The following is an 18,349-nucleotide window of genomic DNA, read 5'->3' as shown; positions in this document are numbered from 1 at the left end:
CGGGGGCGGGGCGCGGTGTGCGCTCCGCCCCCGCCACCCAGTGTCCATGGTGGGGCCGCCCCCGCCCGCCGTCAGGCCACCGTGGCGGACAGCGGCGCGGCGGGCAGCGGCGGCTGGGAACGCTGCCAAGCCGAGCCGTAGCGGGTGTACTGCTGCGGCGGCTCGATCGCGGTGCGCAGTTCGTCGGCGGCCGTACGCGCCCAGAACGGGTCCTTGAGCATTTCCCGGCCGATCAGCACGATGTCCGCGCGGTCGCTCCGCACGATCTCCTCCGCCTGCCGGGCGTTCTCGATCAGACCCACCGCACCGGTCTTGATGCCGACCTCGCGCCGGATCAGTTCGGCGGCGGGCACCTGGTAGCCCGGGTAGGAGGCGACCTTCACGGGGGCGATGCCGCCCGAGGAGGTGTCGATCAGGTCGACATCCTGCTCCTTCATCCACCGGCCGAAGGTGACGAAGTCCTCCGGGGTGTTTCCGCCCTCGGCATGGTCCGTGGAGGAAACGCGCACGAAGAGCGGGCCGTCCCATTCACCGCGCACGGCGTCGATGACTTCGCGCACGATCCGGTAGCGGTTCTCGTGGCTGCCGCCGTATTCGTCGTCACGCTGGTTGGACAGTGGGGAAAGGAATTGGTTCAGCAGATAACCGTGGGCCGTGTGCACCTCGACCACGTCGAATCCGGCCGCCTTCGCGCGGATCGCGGCCTTGCGGAAGCCCTCGACGACGTCCTTGATGCCCTCGACCGTGATCTCCTCCGGCACCCGCGTGTCGGGACCGAACGGGAGCGCCGAGGGAGCGACGGGCGTGATGGAGTCGACGCCGACCTGCCGCCCGGCGTGGCCGAGCTGCGCGCCCGCCTTCGCCCCGAAGCCGTGGATCACCTCGGTCAGCCGGGTCAGCCCCTCGATGTGGCTGTCGTCGTAGATCCCGATGTCGCCCGGGCCGATCGGCCCGTTGGCCAGCACCGCCGCCGTCTCCAGCATCACCAGCCCGGCACCGCCGAGGGCGCGCGCGCCGTAGTGCACGAGGTGGAAGTCGCGGACGTGGCCGCCTTCGTCAGCGGAATGCATGCACATCGGGGACATCGCGATCCGGTTGCGGAATTCGGTACCGCGGATCGTGATCGGCTCGTAAAGCTTGGCAGACAAGGGAACTCTCTCCTCAATTCGGAGGCGCGGACGTTCGCGCCACCTACGAGGCTAGGCAATATGCCCTCCGCGCGGCAGTACGCACTTTTATTTCCCGTACTGACAAAATTGTCACCGCCTGATGCGCGCGCGACCGCTCTCCAGCTCCTCGCGGGCCACCTCCACGAACGCCTCGCGCCGCTCCCGCTTGACCGGCGACCGCCCCCGTTCGCTGCGCATCAGCGCGTGCAGTTCCTTGGTGTAGTCGTGGGCTGACTGGGCCGCGTCGGTGGAACACACCAGCTCGACGGCCTTCGTCGCCAGCCAGAGGTCATGCAGCCGCACGTCCTCGGGGTCGTCGAGGGTCGGCATGCCGAGCTTTCGGCGGTCCAGGATCAACTCGACCCGCTGCACCGCCTTTAAGTACCCCGATATCGCCTCCTTGCGCTCCGACCGCGCGGCGTCCGCCCGGTGCCGGTGGTCGCGCTGCACCTCGACGCGATTCGCCAGGTGCTGCCCTACGAGGGTCCCCGCCGTCCCGAGCAGAACGCCGATCAGGGCGAGGACCGTGCCGTTCGTAAGTCCATCCACGCCACCTAGCTTTGATCATGATCCGGCGATCCGCCAGACCGTTCGGAGGGCCGCGTCGCGTCGTCCTCCGAAAGCAGCGCGTGCACGCGTCGCAGGACGTCGATCTGGGCCTCGTTGTAGAACTCGACCAGCGCGTGCGCGACGACCGACTCGGCGATCGCCCGCCCCCGGTGGGAGGACGCTTCCAGGTCGCGCAGGATCGGGTGGTCCTGCTGCTGTCTGCGGGCTACGGGCGCGAGGCGCCGCGCGAGCTGCTGGCGAACGTCCTCGGGCGCGTCCTCGGAAAGGGCCTCGAACCGCGCGTCGATGTCGCTTCGCGGCGCGGACAGCTGCTCCTGGAGAGCGGACATCGCCGAGGGGGTGAGCAGGCTGGAGCACGCCAGCAGGAAGGACCGCGCCGCATCCGGCAGGTCGTCGGCGAGTGTGCGGAAGTCCAACGGCATATCGAGGGAGGCCTGGTTGTCGAGGATCGCCCCCAGTTCCCGTCGCATCCGCTGCTGACGTTCGATGCTCGCCGCGAGTTCCGCGTCCAGGGCGCGCAGGATCTGCTCCGCCTTCTCGTCGGAGGCCCCGACCGAGGGGATGTCCGACAGCGGCACGCCGAGGTCGACCAGCCTGCGGATGCGCAGCAGGCGGACCAGGTGCGTGACCCCGTACCGCTTGTAGCCGTTGGGCGCTCGTTCCGGCTCGTCCAGCAGGCCGATCGCGTGATAGTGCCGGACGGTTTTCAGCGTCGTACCGGCGAGTTCGGCCAGCTGACTCGTGCTCCATGCCACGGCAAGGCCCTTCCTGGACGGAAGCCCATTCAAGACCGTGCCCCTGGGGCACGGTCAACCTCCGACCGCGCCGGGTTGACCATGCCCCAAGGGCACGGAGTGCGATGGGCGGCGACCACGGACGTGCGACGGGGATACGGAGACTGGGCATGAAACGACCGGACATGAAACGACGACGCGGTATCGGCCGAAGCTCGGCCCTGGCGGTCGTCCTCGGCCTCGGCGGCTCGCTGCTCGCGGCGCCCGCCGTCGCGGACGGGGCGCGGGCGCCGCAGGTGCGGTGGGGCAGCTGCCCCGAGGACGTCGTGGCCGAAGCGGCCCCGACCGTGCTGCAGTGCGCCACCGTGCCCGTACCGGTGGACTACGCCGACCCCGGCAGCGACCGGATCGACCTCATGATCTCCCGGCTGGCCAGTACGAACCCGGACAAGCGGCGCGGGACGCTCATGCTCAACCCGGGCGGCCCGGGCGGGTCCGGACTGGCGCTGCCCGCGCTGCTGGTGGCCCGTGGCGTTCCCGCCAGCGTCCTGGACAGCTACGACCTGATCGGCATGGACACCCGGGGCATCGGCCACTCGGCGCCGGTCACGTGCGGGTTCACGCCCGACGGCCCGTACCTCGCCAACATCCCTCCGTACGCGGTCGACGACGCGGCGGTCACCCGACAGACGAAGGTGGCGAAGCAGGTGGCCGAGCAGTGCGCGCGCCACGACCGCGACGGACGGCTGCGCCACCTGACCACGGCGAACACCGCCCGCGACCTGGACCGTATCCGGGCCGCGCTCGGCGAGGAGAAGACCAGCTACCTGGGCTACTCCTACGGCACGGCGCTGGGCGCCGCCTACGCGTCGATGTTCCCCGAGCGCTCCGACCGCATCGTGCTCGACAGCAACATCGGTGACACCCACCTCGACCGCGACGGCCTGCGCCGCTACGCCCTCGGGATGGAGCAGTCGTTCCCCGACTTCGCGCAGTGGGCCGCCGCACGGCACGGCAGCTACGGCCTGGGCCGCACGCCCGCGCAGGTCCGCAGGACCTACCTCACCCTGGCCGCGCGGCTCGACAAGGCTCCGGTGGCGGGCTTCGACGGCAGCCTGATGCGGATGTACACCTTCGGCAATCTGTTCAAGAAGACGCAGTACCCGAAGCTGGCCCAGCAGTTGCAGGCGCTGGCAGGCGGCGACGGCACGGCAGCCCGCCGCCCGCTGTCGCAGAACGCCACCGCAGACGAAGTACCGTCCTCGTTCGACAACTCCCTGTCGGTGTTCCTCGCCGTGACCTGCAACGACGTCAAGTGGCCCAAGGATGTCGACACCTACCGGAACGGCGTCGCCAAGGATCGCGCCCGCTACCCGCTGTTCGGCGCCGCCACCGCCAACATCACGCCCTGCGCCTTCTGGCCGCACACCCCTGCCGAGCCGCCGGTCCCGGTCAACGACGACGGCCCGCGCAACGTGCTCCTCGTACAGAACCTGCGCGACGCGCCGACGCCGCACCAGGGCGGGAAGTTGCTGCGCCAGAAGTTCGCGAACCGCTCCCGGCTCGTCAGCGTCGACGACGGCGGCCACGGCGCCTACGTCCTGGGCGACAACCCCTGCGCGCTGAACACCACCACGCGCTACCTCGTCGAGGGCACGATGCCGGAAAAGGACATGCTCTGCCGCGCGGCGGAACACCGCCGTCCCATGAGCCGGGGGAGGTGAGCGGCCGAGGTTCCCAGGCCGGTGGGGATGTCGAGGCGGCGGTGCGGGCGGCCGGGGAGGTCGCGGCGCAGGTCGTCCTCCTTGTAGCGGTGGCAGCCCTGGTGCCAGGTGAGGATGCCCGACAGCCAGTTCTCCAGCTCGCGCACGTAGCCGTCCAGGATGCGGCGGGCGTCCGGACCCAGCTTGAAGTCCTCGTACACAACGGGGAGTTCGTGCTGCGCGACATGCTGGAACTGGCGCATCCGGGAGGTCATCAGATCGTGGATGATGCCGAGGGCGGTCGGGTAGTCGCAGTCGAAGAAGTTCTGGACGACCAGGACACCGTTGTGCACCTCGCCCTCGTACTCGATCTCCTTCTGGTAGGAGAAGACGTCGTTGAGGAGGCAGGCGTAGTCCGCGGCGGCGTTCTCCAGGGAGCGCAACGGGCCGCTGCGGTAGATCTCGGGTGGGACCTGCTGCCCGTGGGCCAGTCGGCACAGGCTCATGGTGAGGTCGGAGCCGAAGGTCATCCGGCGCATCTCGATGTAGTCGACGGGGTCGGGGATACGGTTCTGGGCCTGGTTGGCCAGTTCCCACAGCCAGCTGGAGGTCATGTCCTCGATGGCCGTGCGGAAGGTACGGCGGGCCTGCGGGGTCATCGGGCCGGCGGTGCGGGTCCAGAGATCGGCCAAGCCGCGCTCCAGCGCGTTGGCGGGGGTGGGCGGCGCGGAGCCGTCCACCGGCATGAAGGACGAGAGCCGCTGGTTGGCGGCCGTCGCCCCGGCCAGGTCCCGGGTGCGGCCGAAGACGACGGGGAAGTAGTCGTCCCCGTACGTGCCCCAGGTCAGCCAGCCGGAGGTGATGTCGAGCTGCTCGGGGGTGGCGTCGGGGTGGATGCCGGCCGCGCACAGGGGGAAGTCGAAACCGGCGAGCTTGCGCTCGTTCCAGATGTGCGAGCCGGGGATGCCGGGCTGGGCTTCGAGCATGCCCATGCGGCGCCCCCACTCGACCACGTTCCGCCGGGCACCGTCCAGGTACGGACTGAGCCGGGTGGTGAACGGCATGAAGAAGTCGGGCAGTTGAGAGGGCCCCACGCGCTGATGCGGGACGTGGGTGAAGCTCCGCAGCCGGCCGGCCTCGGCCCGGCGGGTGGTCGTCAGCCCGATCCGCGCCGCCGAGGTGCCCAGCCCGCTCGGCCCGCTCGGCAGGAGCGGGAACCCGCCGAGCCCCGCCCGGGCCGGGCTCCCCTCCGTCCCGCTCCCGTTCATGTAGCGGCTGGACCGCATGTGCCATTCGTGGCCGCCCGACTGCCAGTCCTGCAACCCCTTGACGTAGGCGAGGACGGCCGCGCACTGGTCCGGGCTCAGGCCGGTCTCGGCGAAGAGCGGGGGGAGTTCGGTGAAGACGGTGTTCTCGAACTGCTGGAGGCGGGAGGTGAGCAGGTCGTTGACGGCGTCGGCAGCCTCCTGGGTGGCGCAGCCGAGGAAGGTCTCCAGGACCAGCACGCCGTTACTGTTCTCTCCCTCCTCTTCGACCTCGCGCTGGTACGAGAACAGGTCGTTCCGCAGGTGCACGGCGTCGGAGAAGCTGTCCCGCAGCACCTGCAACGGGCGTGAGGCGGCGACCGGCGCGGGCACCTCGGCCCCGATCGCGTACTCGACCAGCCCCGCCGACCAGGGGGCACCGCCGACCTTGCGGCGCATCTCGATGTACTCGACGGGGTTGGGAATGCGGTGGGCGTTGATGTTGGACAGCTCCCACAACGACTCGTTGAGGAGGTTCTCGGTGCTCTCCGCGAACCGCGCCCGCCAGTTCGCCGACATGCTCGGCACCGTACGGGTCCACAGGTCGGCCAGACCGGCCTCGACCGGGTTCGTCGGCTCGGGGACGGCCGCGGCCGGGTCGGTCGGCATGAAGAGCGGCAGCCGGTCCAGGTACGCCTTGGCGCCCTCCCGGTCGTTCGTGTACTTGAATTCCTCGAGGAAGTGGTCGTCGAAGAAGAAGACCCACACGTACCAGTCGGTCACCAGGGAAAGGGCCGGGCCGGGCGCGTCGGGGTGGGTGTAGGCGCACAGCAGGGCGTAGTCGTGCGCGTCGAGGTCCCGCTCCTCCCAGACCCCCGAGCCTTCGAGCATGCCCATCTCACGGGCCCACCGCTTCGAATGCTGCCGCGCCTCCTCCAGATGAGGGTTCAGACGCGCGGGGTGCGGCATGTAGAAGTCCGGCAGTTCAAAAGGCTGTGTCACGGGTGCCCGGCCCTTTCCTGAATGCGAAACGTGCGATCAAGCCGTGTCCGGCGGATCACCCAGGGGCGCGCACCCTGATCCGCCGAGCATCTCTAGTCCCCGTAGTGACCGATTTCGACGTCTTCGAGAATGCCGAGCGCGTCCGGGACGAGTACCGCCGCGGAGTAGTAGGTACTGACCAGGTAGGAGATGATCGCCTTCTCATCGATGCCCATGAAGCGGGCGTTGAGGCCGGGCTCGATCTCGTCGGGGATGCCGGTCTGGTGGAGGCCGACGACGCCCTGGTCCTCCTCGCCCGTGCGCATGGCCAGGATGGAGCTGGTGCCGGTGGAGCTGACCGGGATCTTGTTGCAGGGCAGGATCGGGATGCCGCGCCAGGCCGGCACCTGGTGGCCCTCCAGCTCCCCGCCCTGCGGGTAGAGCCCGCGCTTGTTGCACTCCCGGCCGAAGGCCGCGATCGCCTTCGGGTGGGCCAGCAGGAACTGGGTCTTGCGCCGCCGCGAGATCAGCTCGTCGAGGTCGTCGGGGGTGGGCGGGCCACTGTGCGTACGGATGCGCTGCTTCAGGTCGGCGTTGTGGAGGAGACCGAAGTCACGGCTGTTGACCAGCTCGTGCTCCTGCCGCTCGCGCAGTGCCTCAACCGTGAGACGGAGCTGCTGCTCCACCTGGTTCATGGGGTCGTTGTAGAGGTCGGCGACGCGGCTGTGCACGCGGAGCACGGTCTGGGCGACGCTCAGCTCGTACTCACGGGGGCTGAGCTCGTAGTCGACGAAGGTTCCGGGCAGGGTCCACTCGCCCTCGTGTCCGGAGGCCAGGTCGATAACGGCCTCTCCCTGCTTGTTCTGCGGCGGGCGGGCGGCGGATCCGAGCGCCTCCAGGTGCGTGCGCAGCCCTTCCGAGCGGCCCTGGACCTCCTCGAAAGCCGCCCGGGACAGGCTCAGGACGGTGCACGCCGTCACCGCGCGCACCGTGAACTCCCACTCGCCGGTCGAGCCGGTCAGCAGCCCCTCGCCGACGTAGTCGCCGTCCGCGAGCACGCCGAGGACGGTCGGGTCGCCGTACTTGCCGGTGCCCAGCTTGTTGCCCTTGCCGTGCGCGATGAGAACGACCTCGTCGGCCGGGCGGCCCGACTCCACGATGGTCTCGCCCGCGGCCACCTCCCGCTGCTCGAACCGCTCCGCCAGCGCGCCCAGGGCCTGCTCGTCCGCGAAGTCCCGCAGCGGCGGCAGCTCACGCAGCTCGGCGGGAATGACCCGGACGTCCGTGCCGGTGGCGACGAACTCGACCCGGCCGTCGCCGAGGGTGTGCGTGAGCCGGCGGTTCACCCGGTACGCACCTCCGGAGACCTGCACCCACGGCAGCAGGCGCAGCAGCCACCGCGAGGAGATGCCCTGCATCTGCGGAGGGGTCTTGGTCGTACTCGCCAGATTCCGCGCGGCAGCCGTGGCCAGGCTCTGCTGCGGCTGCCGGCCGTCCTGGTCGGCAGGGGGCGGGTCGAACGGCAGGGACATGAAGGCGCCATCCATCCATGAGAGCGGGAGAAGGAACGACAGATCGCAACTGTCGGGGCGCAAGAAAATGATCTTCGCCCGCACTGGACCCTAACATTCCGCTCTCGGTGGGCAACTAGGTGTGCTGGATGAGAAGTTCCCGGTCAAAGCGAGCCGATTCGGGCCCGCACCAGGCCGGTTGCGACCGCCCTGTCGGCGGCGAGGTCGTCCAGCGAACGGATGGGCTGGGTAGCCTTCGCCGCCGGCACGCGGGGCATGACTCGAACCGACACGCAGCTCAGCGGAGGCGCTCGCTTCCGCAAGGTGACCGGGGTCTGGGGTGCTCGTTTGAACGGCCCTGGCGGCGGGTGCATGCTCGGTAAGGAGGAGATGGGCGCCATGAACGCCGAGGGCCCGGGGACCGCCGTGATCACGGTCGATGAGTTCGGCATCGTCACGGGGTGGAATCGCGGTGCCGAGTGGGCGCTGGGGCATACCGCGGAGGACGCCGTGGGGCGGCGGGTCGGGGAGTTGTTCGTGGTGGAGGGCGGGGTGCCGTTCTGGGATGGGGCGGCGGGGCGGGACGAGTGGGTGGGGTGGCTTTCGGTGCGGTGCGCCGATGGGCGGCGGGTGCGGGTGCGCGGGGCGGGGCACCGGCTGATGGATCGCGCCGCGCGGGGGCAGTGGGTGGTGATGGCGCCGGTCGGGGAGGGCGAGGCGGCGCCCCTGCCACGGCAGCAGGAGGTGGAGCGGGCGGTCGTGGACTGGCTGTTCTCGCGCTCGCCGGTGGCCGTGACCATGTACGACACGGACCTGAAGTGCATTCGGCAGAACGCCGCCATGACGCGGATGGCCGGGATCTCGGAGGCCGACCGCAAGGGGTTGCGGCTGCCGGAGGTGCTGTCGGGGCCGGACGCGGCGGCGTGGGAGCGGCGGCTGCGTCGGGTGCTGGAGACGGGCGAGACCGCCTTCAGCGGGGAGATGCGGGGGCGGCTGCCCTCGAACCCCGACCGGGACTCCGTCTTCCTGGCCTCGGCCTCCGCCCTGCGGGGCACGGACGGGCGGACGCTCGGGCTCTGCACGACGGTCGCCGACGTCACCCCGCAGATCCGGTACCGGGAGCGGCTGACGCTGCTGAACGAGGCCAGCACCCGGATCGGCAGCACCCTGGACGTGATGCGCACCGCGCGGGAACTCGCCGACGCGGTGGTGCCCCGGCTCGCCGACTGGATCACCGTCGATCTGCTGGAGACGCTGCTCAGGGGCGATGAGCCCGGTCCGTTCACCGGGGTGGTGGCGCTGCGCCGGGCGGCGAACCAGTCGATCATAGAGGGGGCGCCCGAGGCGGTGCGGCAGCCGGGCGAGGTGGACTTCTACCCGCCGTACACGCCCGCGGTGCGCTGCATGGCGACGGGCCGGTCGGCCCGGCACCGGGTCACGGACCGGGACATGAGGGACTGGCTGGAGCGCGATCCGGCGCGGGCGGAGAAGTTCCGGGAGTACGGGTTCCAGTCGATCATGGGGGTGCCGATCCGGGCGCGCGGGATGACCCTGGGCATCGCCATGTTCTACCGGCGGACCAGGGATCCGTTCACGAAGGACGATCAGCTGCTCGCCGAGGAGCTGGTGGCCCGGGCCGCCATCTGTCTGGACAACGCACGCCGCTTCGACCGCGAGCGCACCGCCGCGCTCAGCCTCCAGCAGAGCCTGCTGCCGCAGGGGACGCCCGCGCAGGCGGCGGTCGAGACCGCGTCCCGCTATCTGCCCGCGGGCGGCCGGTCGGGGCTGGCGGGCGACTGGTTCGATGTGATCCCGCTGTCCGGGGCGCGGGTCGCGCTGGTGGTGGGCGATGTGGTCGGCCACGGCATCGGCGCGGCGGCCACCATGGGACGGCTGCGCACGGCGGTCCGTACCCTCGCGGACGTCGATCTGCCGCCGGACGAGCTGCTGACGCATCTGGACGACGTGGTGATCCGGCTCGCCGCGGAGGCCGAGGGCGGTGGGGGCGGCCGCGATACCCCCGGTGATCCCGGCGATCCCGCCATCCTGGGCGCGACCTGCACGTACGCGGTCTACGACCCCGTCTCGCGGACGTGCACGCTGGCCCGGGCCGGGCATCCGCCGCCCGCCGTGGTCACCCCGGACGGCGAGGCGCGGCTGCTCGATCTGCCCGCCGGGCCGCCGCTCGGCCTCGGCGATCTGCCGTTCGAGGCGGTGGAGGTGGAGCTGCCCCCGGGCAGTCTGCTCGCGCTCTACACTGACGGGCTGCTCGGCTTCCGCGAACGGGAACGCGAACTGGACGGCGCGCTGGCGGCGTTGTGCCAGACGCTCACCGACCGCGCGCCCACCCTCGACGCGCTGTGCGACCGCGTGCTCGGCGATCTGCTGCCGGACCCCCCGGCCGACGACGCCGCGCTGCTCGTCGCCCGCACCCGGGCCCTGGGCACGGACCGGTTCGCCGTACGGGACCTGGCGGCGGACCCGGTCGCCGTGGCGTCCGCCCGCGCGTGGGCGTCGCGCCGCCTCGACGCCTGGGGGCTGGGCGACGCGTCGTACATCACGGAGCTGGTGGTGAGCGAGCTGGTCACCAACGCCATCCGGCATGCGGAGGGCCCTCTTCAGCTGCGGCTGATCCGCGACCGGACGCTGATCTGCGAGGTGTCCGACGCCAGCAGCACCGCGCCCCATATGCGCCGGGCCCGCCTCTCGGACGAGGGCGGCCGGGGTCTGCTGCTGGTCGCCCAGCTCACCCAGCGGTGGGGCACCCGGCACACCCACGCGGGCAAGACGATCTGGTGTGAGCAGCTGGTCGGGTCACATCCCTGAACGGGACCTGTGAAAGCGAAGAACTTCGTTCATTGATATGGACACGTCATCGCCCCTGGCCTACGTTGACGCCCGGTCCAGACCAAGACGACTGGAGGTGGGCACATGCCCGCGTTACGCAAGAGAGTCAGGGTGGGCGTCGCCATCGGCGCGCTCATGGCCGCGCTGACGGGGACCGCCACCGCGCACGGCGCGGAGGCCGCCGCCGATCCGACCGACGGGTGGACGGAGAAGACGTACACGTACAGCATGCAGAAGCCGTACGACCTGGATCTCAGCGACCGCTACAGCTACAACTCCGGCACCAAGACCCACACCATGTGGGTGAACTCCACCGACAAGCCCTTCGAGGAGGGCAATTCGACCAATCCGCGCACCGAGATGCGCTGGAAGAACGACTACACCACGGGCAAGCGGATGTGGGACGCCGACGTGTACATCCCGTCCGGCACCAACGGCGCGGACATCATGCAGATCCTGCGCACCAAGCGCCCGTCCGGGACCCCCGCCACCGACATCATGTTCCGGGCGTCCAGCGCGAACGGCGGCACGCTCAAGCGCTACACGAACGAGACCATCAAGACCGGGATCTACAACACCTGGTGGAACCTCAAGGTCGCCCACGACGCGAGCGCCGGGACGATCCAGGTCTACGCCGACGACAAACTGGTCCTGACCGCCGACGACCGCGGCGAGGCCACCCGCTACTTCAAGAACGGCGTCTACCACCACGGTTCGGGCAAGGCGGAGGCCCGCTTCCGCAACGTGCGCTACTGGACGAAGTAGCGGCCCGCCCGTACGTCATGTCGGCCGCCGAACGCGGCGGCCGACACGAAGCGGCCGGGCGCCCGGCGGCTCAGGTGGTGAGCCAGTCGGTGTAGTGGGTGGGGGCGAGGCGGGCGTCGCCCTTGGTGGTGAGGACGTCGCCGCGGACGGCGGCGTACATGCCCGCGGTGTCGTCGAGGACGACCTCGCGGCCGTCGGAACGCGCGTCGACGGTGACCCGGCCGAGTTCGTCGAGGGTGAAGACATCGGGCCCGCCGATGTCGCGGGTGCCGTTCAGCGGGGCACCGACGGCGACCTCGGCGACGGCGTCGGCGACGTCCTGCGCGGCGATCGGCTGGATCGGTGTGGCGGGCAGGCGGACGGTGTCGCCGTCGGTGGTCCAGGACAGGACCGCGTCCATGAATTCCATGAACTGGGTGGCGCGGACGATCGAATACGGGACCGGCCCGGCCTTGAGGATGTCTTCCTGGAGGACCTTGGCCTGGAAGTAGTCCAGCTCGGTCACCTTTTCCGCGCCGACGATCGAGAGAATGACGACGTGCCGCACCCCGCCCTTCTGGGCGGCGGCCAGCAGGTTGTCCATCGAGGTCTGGAAGAAGGCCGTGGAGGCGGCGTCGAAGGTCGGGGAATTCGTCAGGTTGATGACGGCGTCAGCACCGGCCACCGCCTGTTCCAAGCCCTTTCCGGTGACGATATCGACCCCGGTGGAGGGCGAACACGCCACGGCCTCATGGCCCGCCGCGTTCAGTTTCTTCACGACCTTCGATCCGATGAGGCCGGTACCGCCGAGAACTGCGATCTTCATGGTCACCTTCGTTTCAGGGTCGGGCGGGGCGCGGGGCGCGCCGGTCCGTGCGCTGGGCCAGTTCCTCGTCGTCGACCAGGGTCAGCATGGGCTGGTCCGGGGCGCACATCATCGTCACGAGGAAACGGCTCCAGGAATCCGTTCGGTTGTTTCCGTCCTGGTAGTGGATGACATCGCCGCCCGGCTCCCAGAACGTCTCTCCGGCCCTGATCACGCGCTCCGGCTCGCCTTCCAGCTCGAAGAGCATCTCCCCTTCGAGCATGTATCCGAACGCGGGGCCGGAATGCCGGTGCGGAGGGGTGCCCGGGTCACCCGGGGGATATTCGATGAGGACGGTCATCGCCTCGGCGCCCTCCGGAATGAACGGCGGCGTCGCGGTCTGGAGTGTGGTCAGCGCCGTCTTCCACGCTTCGGATGGTGGTTTTTTGCTCGGCATGGGTCATAAGTAAAGACCGGAGCGGCCTCCCGGCCGTCGCGACCCGCGCTAATCCCGCGCTAATCCCCGATGAACGTGACCGTCTCGCCGAGCGGCGCCCGGCCCGTGCGCGCGTCATTCACCGTGGTGTCCTCGAATCCGATCGACATGCCGCAGAAAAGCATCAGCTCATCCGGGGGCGACAGGACCTCCGCGACCGTCCGGTGGAATTTCGCCCACGCCATCTGCGGGCAGCTGTGCAGCCCTTCGGCGCGGAGCAGCACCATCACGGTCTGCAGATACATGCCGACGTCGGACCACTGAGCCGGGCCCAGGTCGCGGTCGATGTAGCAGAACAGGGCGGCGGGCGCGCCGAAGCAGTCCCAGTTCGCGGAGGCGGCCCGCTGACGTGCCTCGATGTCCTCGCGCGGAATGCCGAGGGCGCCGTAGCGCTGCTCACCGAAAGCGGACCGGCGCTCGCGGTACGGGGATTTCAGCGCGGGCGGGTACTGCGTGTACTCCGGCTCGTCCCAGGGGTCGCCCATCGCCAGCCGCTCGCCCGCGCGCTTCTTCAGCTCGGCCAGCGGCCCGCCGGTCACCACGCAGGCGTGCCACGGCTGGAGGTTCGACCCGGACGGTGCCCACGCGGCGGCGGACAGCACGCGCTCCAGCGTCTCCCGTGGGACGGGCCGGTCGGTGAATCCGCGCACCGCTCGTCGGGTGGTGACCGCCTCATAGACGTCCACGATCGCCTGCCTCCCAGCCGTTCGGCTTCCCTCAAGCTTCGTTACACTCGCAACCGTATCATTCGATACTGTCTCGTGTGAGACTACAGCCTCAGGTAGCCCAGCATCAGGAGAAAACCCATGGTCACGCTGTTGCACATCGACTCGTCCGTGCTCCCCGGCGAGGCGTCCTCGTCCCGTTCGGTCGCGGCCGCCTTCCGTACGGCCTGGGAGGAGCAGCACCCGGAGGGCACCGTGATCTACCGCGACGTCGCCGCCCGCCCGGTCCCGCACATCACCGCCGACGCCTGGTCCGCCGGTTACGCCGAACCGGCCGGGCACACCCCGGAGCAGTCCGCCGCGTTCGCCGCGCGCATCACGCTCATCGAGGAGCTGGAGCGGGCGGACGCCGTGCTGATCGGCGCGCCCATGCACAACTTCTCGATCCCCTCGACCCTCAAGGCGTGGCTGGACAACGTGCTCCTGCTCGGCCGTACCGCGGGCGAGGCCCCCTCGGCCCAGGGCACCCCGGTCACCGTCATCGCCAGCCGCGGCGGATCGTACGCGCCGGGCACCCCGCGCGAGGGCTACGACTTCGTACAGAACTACCTGGAGGCCGTCCTCAAGGGCACCCTCGGCCTGGACCTCGACTTCATCGTCCCGGAACTCACCATGGCGCCCCGCAACCCGGCCATGTCCGGGCTGATCCCCCTCTACGAGGCGTCGCGCGAGCGCGCCTTCCAGGACGCGGCCACCAAGGCCAAGGCGCTCGCGGAGCGGCTGGCCACGAAGGCCGCGTGAGGCGCGGGCGCGCCTACGCCCCGGCGTCGGCGGGGTGGGCGAGCCGGGTCAGCAGATCCGTCAGCTGCCCCGGCTCGCCGGGAGCCAGGTCGGCGACCAGCCGCTCGGCCAGCGGCTCCGCCGCCACATGGGCCGCGTCGTAGAGGTCGAGGCCCTGCCGCGTGATCTCCACCGCCCGCACCCGCCGGTCCCCCGGCACGGACTTGCGGACGGCCAGCCCCTTGCGCTCCAGGTCGTCCACGATCCGCATGATGCCCGCTTTGTCCGACCCCGTCGCCGTCACCAAGTCCCGCTGCACGGTGGGGCCCTGGTTGACCAGCTCGATCAGTACGGAGAAGTGCCGCAGCTCGATGCCGAGCGGCCGCAGCGCCTCCGCCATCACCGAGGCCGCGTGCGCGTGCGCGCGGCGCAGCAGCAGGCCGAGGGCGAAGGGCGACTCGTCCCCGGGGCGGTCTGTCGCACGCGAGACGGTGCTCTTACGGGGAGAGTCCTTGGTCATTTTCGTGACGGTAGCACTCGAAATCAGCCGTGCCGGGCCGGAGCGGCGGCCCTCGGTGCAGACTTGAGGCCATGAGCAGACCCAGGGTGCGACTGCGTGCGGTAGACCGGGACGATCTCGCGGTCTTCTTCGACTACCACCGGGACACGGAGGCCATCCGCATGGCTGCCTTCACCGCCGAGAACCCGGACGACCGGAGCGCCTTCGACGAGCGCTGGGACCGGATCCTCGGCGACGACACCGTGGTCAAGCGGACGGTGCTCTACGACGGGCAGGTGGCCGGGAACGTGCTGGGGTTCGCGCAGTACGGCGATCCGTCCGTCGGCTACTGGATCGGGCGCGAGCACTGGGGCAAGGGGATCGCCACGCACGCGCTGACCGCGTTCCTGGAGGAGATGCCGACGCGCCCCCTGTACGCCCGGGTCGCGGCCGACAACGCGGGGTCGCTGCGAGTGCTGGAGAAGTGCGGGTTCCGGGTGGCCCGGGAGGAACGGGCGTTCGCGGCCGCGCGGGGGCAGGAGATCGGCGAGCTGGTGCTGATCCTGGGGTGACCTGCGGCGGGCGTTCACCCGAGGGCGATGAGCCCGAGCGCCACCCCCGCACCCAGCAGCCCGGCCGCCTGGGCCCGGGTGATCCGCTCCCGCAGTACGGTCAGCGCCAGCAGCACCGGCACCGCCGGATAGAGCGCGGAGAGCACGACGGCGACCGACAGCAGCTCCTGCCGGGTGGCCAGCAGATAGAGGACGGTGGCGAGCGTACCGAGCGCTCCCGCCCCGGCCGCCGTGACGGCGGCCCGCCGGGGCAACCGCATCGTCGCCCCCGCCGCCGGGAGCAGCGCCAGGATGACGGCCACCGACACCACACGGCTGACCACCACCGGCCACCACCCGCCATCGCCGGGGACGCGGCCGAGCGCGAAGAAGTGCACGGCGAGCCCGAGCCCCGCGACGAGGGCGATGGCGAGGGGTCCGGTGCGGCGGCTGCCGCTGTCGGCTCGTACGTCGGCGCGGGAGATCAGCCAGAGGGCCGGGAGGGCCAGGGCCATGCCGGTCAGGGCCACGGGCGAGGGGCGGTCGCCCAGGAGGGCTATACCGGCGGCCACCGGGATGCCGACCGCCGTGATGTCGCTGACCGGGACGACCACGCTCATCGGCCCCGTGTTCATCGCCCAGTACAGGCAGGCCACCCCCACGCCCGTACCCACCCCCGACAGGGCGCCCCACGCCAGGGCCGAGGGCGGGGCGGGGGCGGCGTGGGTGAGGAGCACGGGGACCAGGCTCACCGCCGTACCGCCCGTCTGGGCGCAGGCGGCGACCGTCACGCCGTGGTGGCGGCGGGAGACCAGACCGCTGAGGAAGTGGGTGGTGCCGAAGCACAGCGCGGAGGTGAGGGCGAGCAGTTCACCCATGACGGGGTCACTCCTCGGCGGCGGAGGCCGCGCGCGCGGCCTCCGCCGCGCGGTCCGCTGCGCCGACCGGGCAGGGGGCGCCCTGGTGGACGCAGGCGTCGCGGTCGCACATGCGGCACATCCGGTCGGCCGCGCCGCAGCCCTGGTAGAGGCCGTCGAGCAGCTTGGCCAGCAGTCGGCCGAGGTCGCGGACCTCGGTGCGGTCCAGGCCGTTCAGCACCCCGGCGAGGTGGGAGGTGCGGGCGGTCAGCAGGTGTTCGGCGGTGCGCCGCCCGTGGGAGGTGGGGTGGACGCCCGTCCAGTTGCCGACCGTACGCCGCCGCTCGACCAGGCCGGACCGCTCCAGACCGTCGACCATCCGCACCGCGGCGGACTGGGTCAGCCCCACCCGGCGACCCAGCTCGGTCACGCTCACGCCGGGGTCGGCGTGCAGGACGATCAGGGCGGCGGCCGCGCTCATGCTGAGGCGGGAGGCGGCGGCCGGGGCGGTGAGCAGGTCGTCCGTGACGGCCAGCGCCGCGGCGCCGAGCAGGTTCGCCACGCGTTCGATGTCGGGTTCCGCGTCGGGTTCGGTGCCGGATTTCGCGTTGGAGGTATGCATGACTCATGCATACCCTGCTTCGGGTGACTGCAATCAGAGGCCGCCAGGGTGAGAGGATCGGACCGGACGGTGTGGTACGTCGCGACGGGAGGCACCGCGTGTCGGTGGAGATCACCTGGTGGGGGCATGCCACCGCGACCGTGCGGGACTCCGGCGTACGGGTCCTGACCGATCCCCTCTTCGTACGCCGCCTCGCCCATCTGCGCCGCCGCCGGGGGCCCGTACCGCCGCCGGACGCGGCGGTGGCCGATGTCGCGCTCGTCTCGCATCTGCACGCCGACCATCTGCACCTCGGCTCGCTGGCCCGGCTGTGGCCCGGCACCCGGCTGATCGTGCCGTACGGCGCCGGGCGGGCCGTGCCGGGGCTGCGGCGGGTGGCCTCGGCGGGCGGGCTGCGGGTCACCGAGGTGCGGCCGGGCGACGAGGTGTCGGTCGGCGACGTACGGATCCGGGCCGTGCCCGCCGCCCACGACGGCCGCCGCCTGCCGTTCGGACCGCACCGGGCGCCCGCGCTCGGGTACGTGCTGCGCGGCGAGGCCACCACGTACTTCGCGGGCGACACCGGGCTCTTCGACGCGATGGCGGACGCGGTCGGCCCGTGCGACGTGGCGCTGCTGCCGGTCGGCGGCTGGGGCCCGTACCTGGGCCACGGCCACCTCGACGCGGGCCGCGCGGCCCAGGCGCTGGCCCGGCTGGGGGCGCGCAGCGCGGTGCCGGTGCACTACGGGACGTACTGGCCGATCGGCCTGGACGCGGTGCGGCCGCACGAGTTCCACGCGCCCGGGGACGACTTCGTCCGACACGCGGGGCGGCTGGCCCCCGACGCCTCGGTGCACCGGCTGCGGCACGGGGAGTGCGTGCGGCTGGAGCCCGCCAGGTGATAGGCCACTTCGGCGAACTGGCGCGGCTGCCCGCCGAGTCCACCCAGCAGGCGGTGGGCTATCCGTCGCTGTTCCTGCTGGTGGTGCTGGGGTCGCTGGTGCCGGTGGTGCCGACGGGGGCGGTGGTCAGCTCGGCGGCCGTGGTGGCCGTCCACCAGTCCTCGCCCTTCTCGCTGCTGTTCAGCTTCTGCGTGGCCGCGCTGGCCGCGTTCCTCGGGGACCTCGCGCTGTACTGGCTGGGGCGGCGGGGTGTGCGGTCCAGAGGCGGCTCGCGGTGGCTGGAGCGCATCCACGACCACGCGGCGCCGGAGCGGCTGGATCAGGCGCGGACGAAGCTCACCGAGCACGGGGTGGCGGTGCTGGTGCTGTCCCGGCTGGTCCCGGCGGGCCGTATCCCGGTGATGCTGGCGTGTCTGCTGGCCAGCTGGCCGCTGCGGAGGTTTGCGCGGGGGGCGGGGCCTGCGGCGCTGGCGTGGGCGGGGACGTATCAGGTGATCGGGGTGGTGGGTGGGTCGGTGTTCCGCGAGCCGTGGGAGGGGGTGGTGGCGGCGGTGCTGCTGACGGTGGCGATCGCCGTGGCGCCGGGGGTGTGGCGTCGGCTGCGGCGTTGATTCGCGGGGGCTCCGCCCCCACACCCCCGCCGGGGCTCCGCCCCGGACCCCGCTCCTCAAACGCCGGAGGGGCTGGATT

At 71.3% G+C, this 18,349-nt stretch carries 18 protein-coding genes; 7 read left to right on the top strand and 11 right to left on the bottom strand.

Annotation, left to right across the window (positions count from 1 at the left end):
- Positions 1-71 precede the first annotated feature (71 nt).
- From namA to ACFV9T_RS33270, 3 genes are all read right to left on the bottom strand, one after another.
- On the bottom strand, positions 72-1,148 hold the full coding sequence (gene namA, locus ACFV9T_RS33280) for an NADPH dehydrogenase NamA (RefSeq protein ID WP_385446225.1): 1,077 nt from the start codon (positions 1,146-1,148) through the stop codon (positions 72-74).
- A gap of 111 nt (positions 1,149-1,259) precedes the next feature.
- Entirely contained in the window at positions 1,260-1,718 is a 459-nt protein-coding gene (locus ACFV9T_RS33275) for a hypothetical protein (RefSeq protein WP_385446224.1), read from the bottom strand.
- A gap of 5 nt (positions 1,719-1,723) precedes the next feature.
- The gene (locus ACFV9T_RS33270) at positions 1,724-2,494 is read right to left on the bottom strand and encodes a MerR family transcriptional regulator (RefSeq protein WP_385446223.1); all 771 of its coding nucleotides are present in this window, start codon (positions 2,492-2,494) and stop codon (positions 1,724-1,726) included.
- A gap of 164 nt (positions 2,495-2,658) precedes the next feature.
- Between ACFV9T_RS33270 and ACFV9T_RS33265 the strand changes: the two genes are divergently transcribed.
- On the top strand, positions 2,659-4,197 hold the full coding sequence (locus ACFV9T_RS33265) for an alpha/beta hydrolase (RefSeq protein WP_385446270.1): 1,539 nt from the start codon (positions 2,659-2,661) through the stop codon (positions 4,195-4,197).
- Here the strand turns inward: ACFV9T_RS33265 and ACFV9T_RS33260 are convergent.
- Positions 4,113-6,422 (bottom strand): family 2 encapsulin nanocompartment cargo protein terpene cyclase, encoded by a 2,310-nt coding sequence (locus ACFV9T_RS33260; protein ID WP_385446222.1) that lies wholly within the window; start codon positions 6,420-6,422, stop codon positions 4,113-4,115. The genes ACFV9T_RS33265 and ACFV9T_RS33260 overlap by 85 nt on opposite strands.
- A gap of 92 nt (positions 6,423-6,514) precedes the next feature.
- Positions 6,515-7,933: a family 2B encapsulin nanocompartment shell protein gene (locus ACFV9T_RS33255; RefSeq protein WP_385446269.1), complete on the bottom strand. Its 1,419-nt coding sequence runs from the start codon at positions 7,931-7,933 to the stop codon at positions 6,515-6,517.
- 378 nt (positions 7,934-8,311) lie between these two features.
- On the opposite strand from ACFV9T_RS33255, the gene ACFV9T_RS33250 reads away from it, so the two are divergent.
- Complete coding sequence (locus ACFV9T_RS33250) at positions 8,312-10,738, top strand: SpoIIE family protein phosphatase (RefSeq protein ID WP_385446221.1); 2,427 nt, start codon at positions 8,312-8,314, stop codon at positions 10,736-10,738.
- Between the two features lie 105 nt (positions 10,739-10,843).
- Entirely contained in the window at positions 10,844-11,524 is a 681-nt protein-coding gene (locus ACFV9T_RS33245; RefSeq protein ID WP_385446220.1) for a polysaccharide lyase family 7 protein, read from the top strand.
- A gap of 70 nt (positions 11,525-11,594) precedes the next feature.
- Here ACFV9T_RS33245 and ACFV9T_RS33240 read toward each other — a convergent pair whose 3' ends face one another.
- The 3 genes from ACFV9T_RS33240 to ACFV9T_RS33230 are packed head-to-tail and all read right to left on the bottom strand — an operon-like array spanning position 11,595 to position 13,490.
- Entirely contained in the window at positions 11,595-12,329 is a 735-nt protein-coding gene (locus ACFV9T_RS33240; RefSeq protein WP_385446219.1) for an SDR family oxidoreductase, read from the bottom strand.
- Between the two features lie 13 nt (positions 12,330-12,342).
- The gene (locus ACFV9T_RS33235; protein ID WP_385446218.1) at positions 12,343-12,765 is read right to left on the bottom strand and encodes a cupin domain-containing protein; all 423 of its coding nucleotides are present in this window, start codon (positions 12,763-12,765) and stop codon (positions 12,343-12,345) included.
- A gap of 59 nt (positions 12,766-12,824) precedes the next feature.
- Positions 12,825-13,490, bottom strand: a complete 666-nt coding sequence (locus tag ACFV9T_RS33230; RefSeq protein ID WP_385446217.1) for a nitroreductase — start codon at positions 13,488-13,490, stop codon at positions 12,825-12,827.
- A gap of 120 nt (positions 13,491-13,610) precedes the next feature.
- On the opposite strand from ACFV9T_RS33230, the gene ACFV9T_RS33225 reads away from it, so the two are divergent.
- The gene (locus tag ACFV9T_RS33225; protein WP_385446216.1) at positions 13,611-14,270 is read left to right on the top strand and encodes an FMN-dependent NADH-azoreductase; all 660 of its coding nucleotides are present in this window, start codon (positions 13,611-13,613) and stop codon (positions 14,268-14,270) included.
- 13 nt (positions 14,271-14,283) lie between these two features.
- On the opposite strand, the gene ACFV9T_RS33220 is transcribed toward ACFV9T_RS33225, so the two are convergent.
- Positions 14,284-14,769, bottom strand: coding sequence for a MarR family winged helix-turn-helix transcriptional regulator (locus tag ACFV9T_RS33220; protein WP_385446215.1), 486 nt, complete (start codon positions 14,767-14,769; stop codon positions 14,284-14,286).
- Positions 14,770-14,840: 71 nt separating this feature from the next.
- Here ACFV9T_RS33220 and ACFV9T_RS33215 point away from each other — a divergent pair, with 71 nt between their 5' ends.
- On the top strand, positions 14,841-15,320 hold the full coding sequence (locus ACFV9T_RS33215; RefSeq protein WP_385446214.1) for a GNAT family N-acetyltransferase: 480 nt from the start codon (positions 14,841-14,843) through the stop codon (positions 15,318-15,320).
- Positions 15,321-15,334: 14 nt separating this feature from the next.
- On the opposite strand, the gene ACFV9T_RS33210 is transcribed toward ACFV9T_RS33215, so the two are convergent.
- Positions 15,335-16,177, bottom strand: a complete 843-nt coding sequence (locus ACFV9T_RS33210; protein ID WP_385446213.1) for an EamA family transporter — start codon at positions 16,175-16,177, stop codon at positions 15,335-15,337.
- A 7-nt stretch (positions 16,178-16,184) separates the two neighbouring features.
- Entirely contained in the window at positions 16,185-16,778 is a 594-nt protein-coding gene (locus ACFV9T_RS33205) for a MarR family winged helix-turn-helix transcriptional regulator (RefSeq protein ID WP_385446212.1), read from the bottom strand.
- 98 nt (positions 16,779-16,876) lie between these two features.
- Here ACFV9T_RS33205 and ACFV9T_RS33200 point away from each other — a divergent pair, with 98 nt between their 5' ends.
- On the top strand, positions 16,877-17,659 hold the full coding sequence (locus tag ACFV9T_RS33200) for an MBL fold metallo-hydrolase (RefSeq protein WP_385446211.1): 783 nt from the start codon (positions 16,877-16,879) through the stop codon (positions 17,657-17,659).
- Entirely contained in the window at positions 17,656-18,270 is a 615-nt protein-coding gene (locus ACFV9T_RS33195) for a DedA family protein (RefSeq protein WP_385446210.1), read from the top strand. The genes ACFV9T_RS33200 and ACFV9T_RS33195 overlap by 4 nt, the downstream gene beginning before the upstream one ends.
- The last annotated feature ends 79 nt before the right edge of the window (positions 18,271-18,349 follow it).

This window comes from Streptomyces sp. NPDC059850, from assembly GCF_042731515.1.
GTDB lineage: Bacteria > Actinomycetota > Actinomycetes > Streptomycetales > Streptomycetaceae > Streptomyces.
Note: the sequence above shows the minus strand (reverse complement) of the source record. Positions and strands in the feature narration are given on the sequence as shown.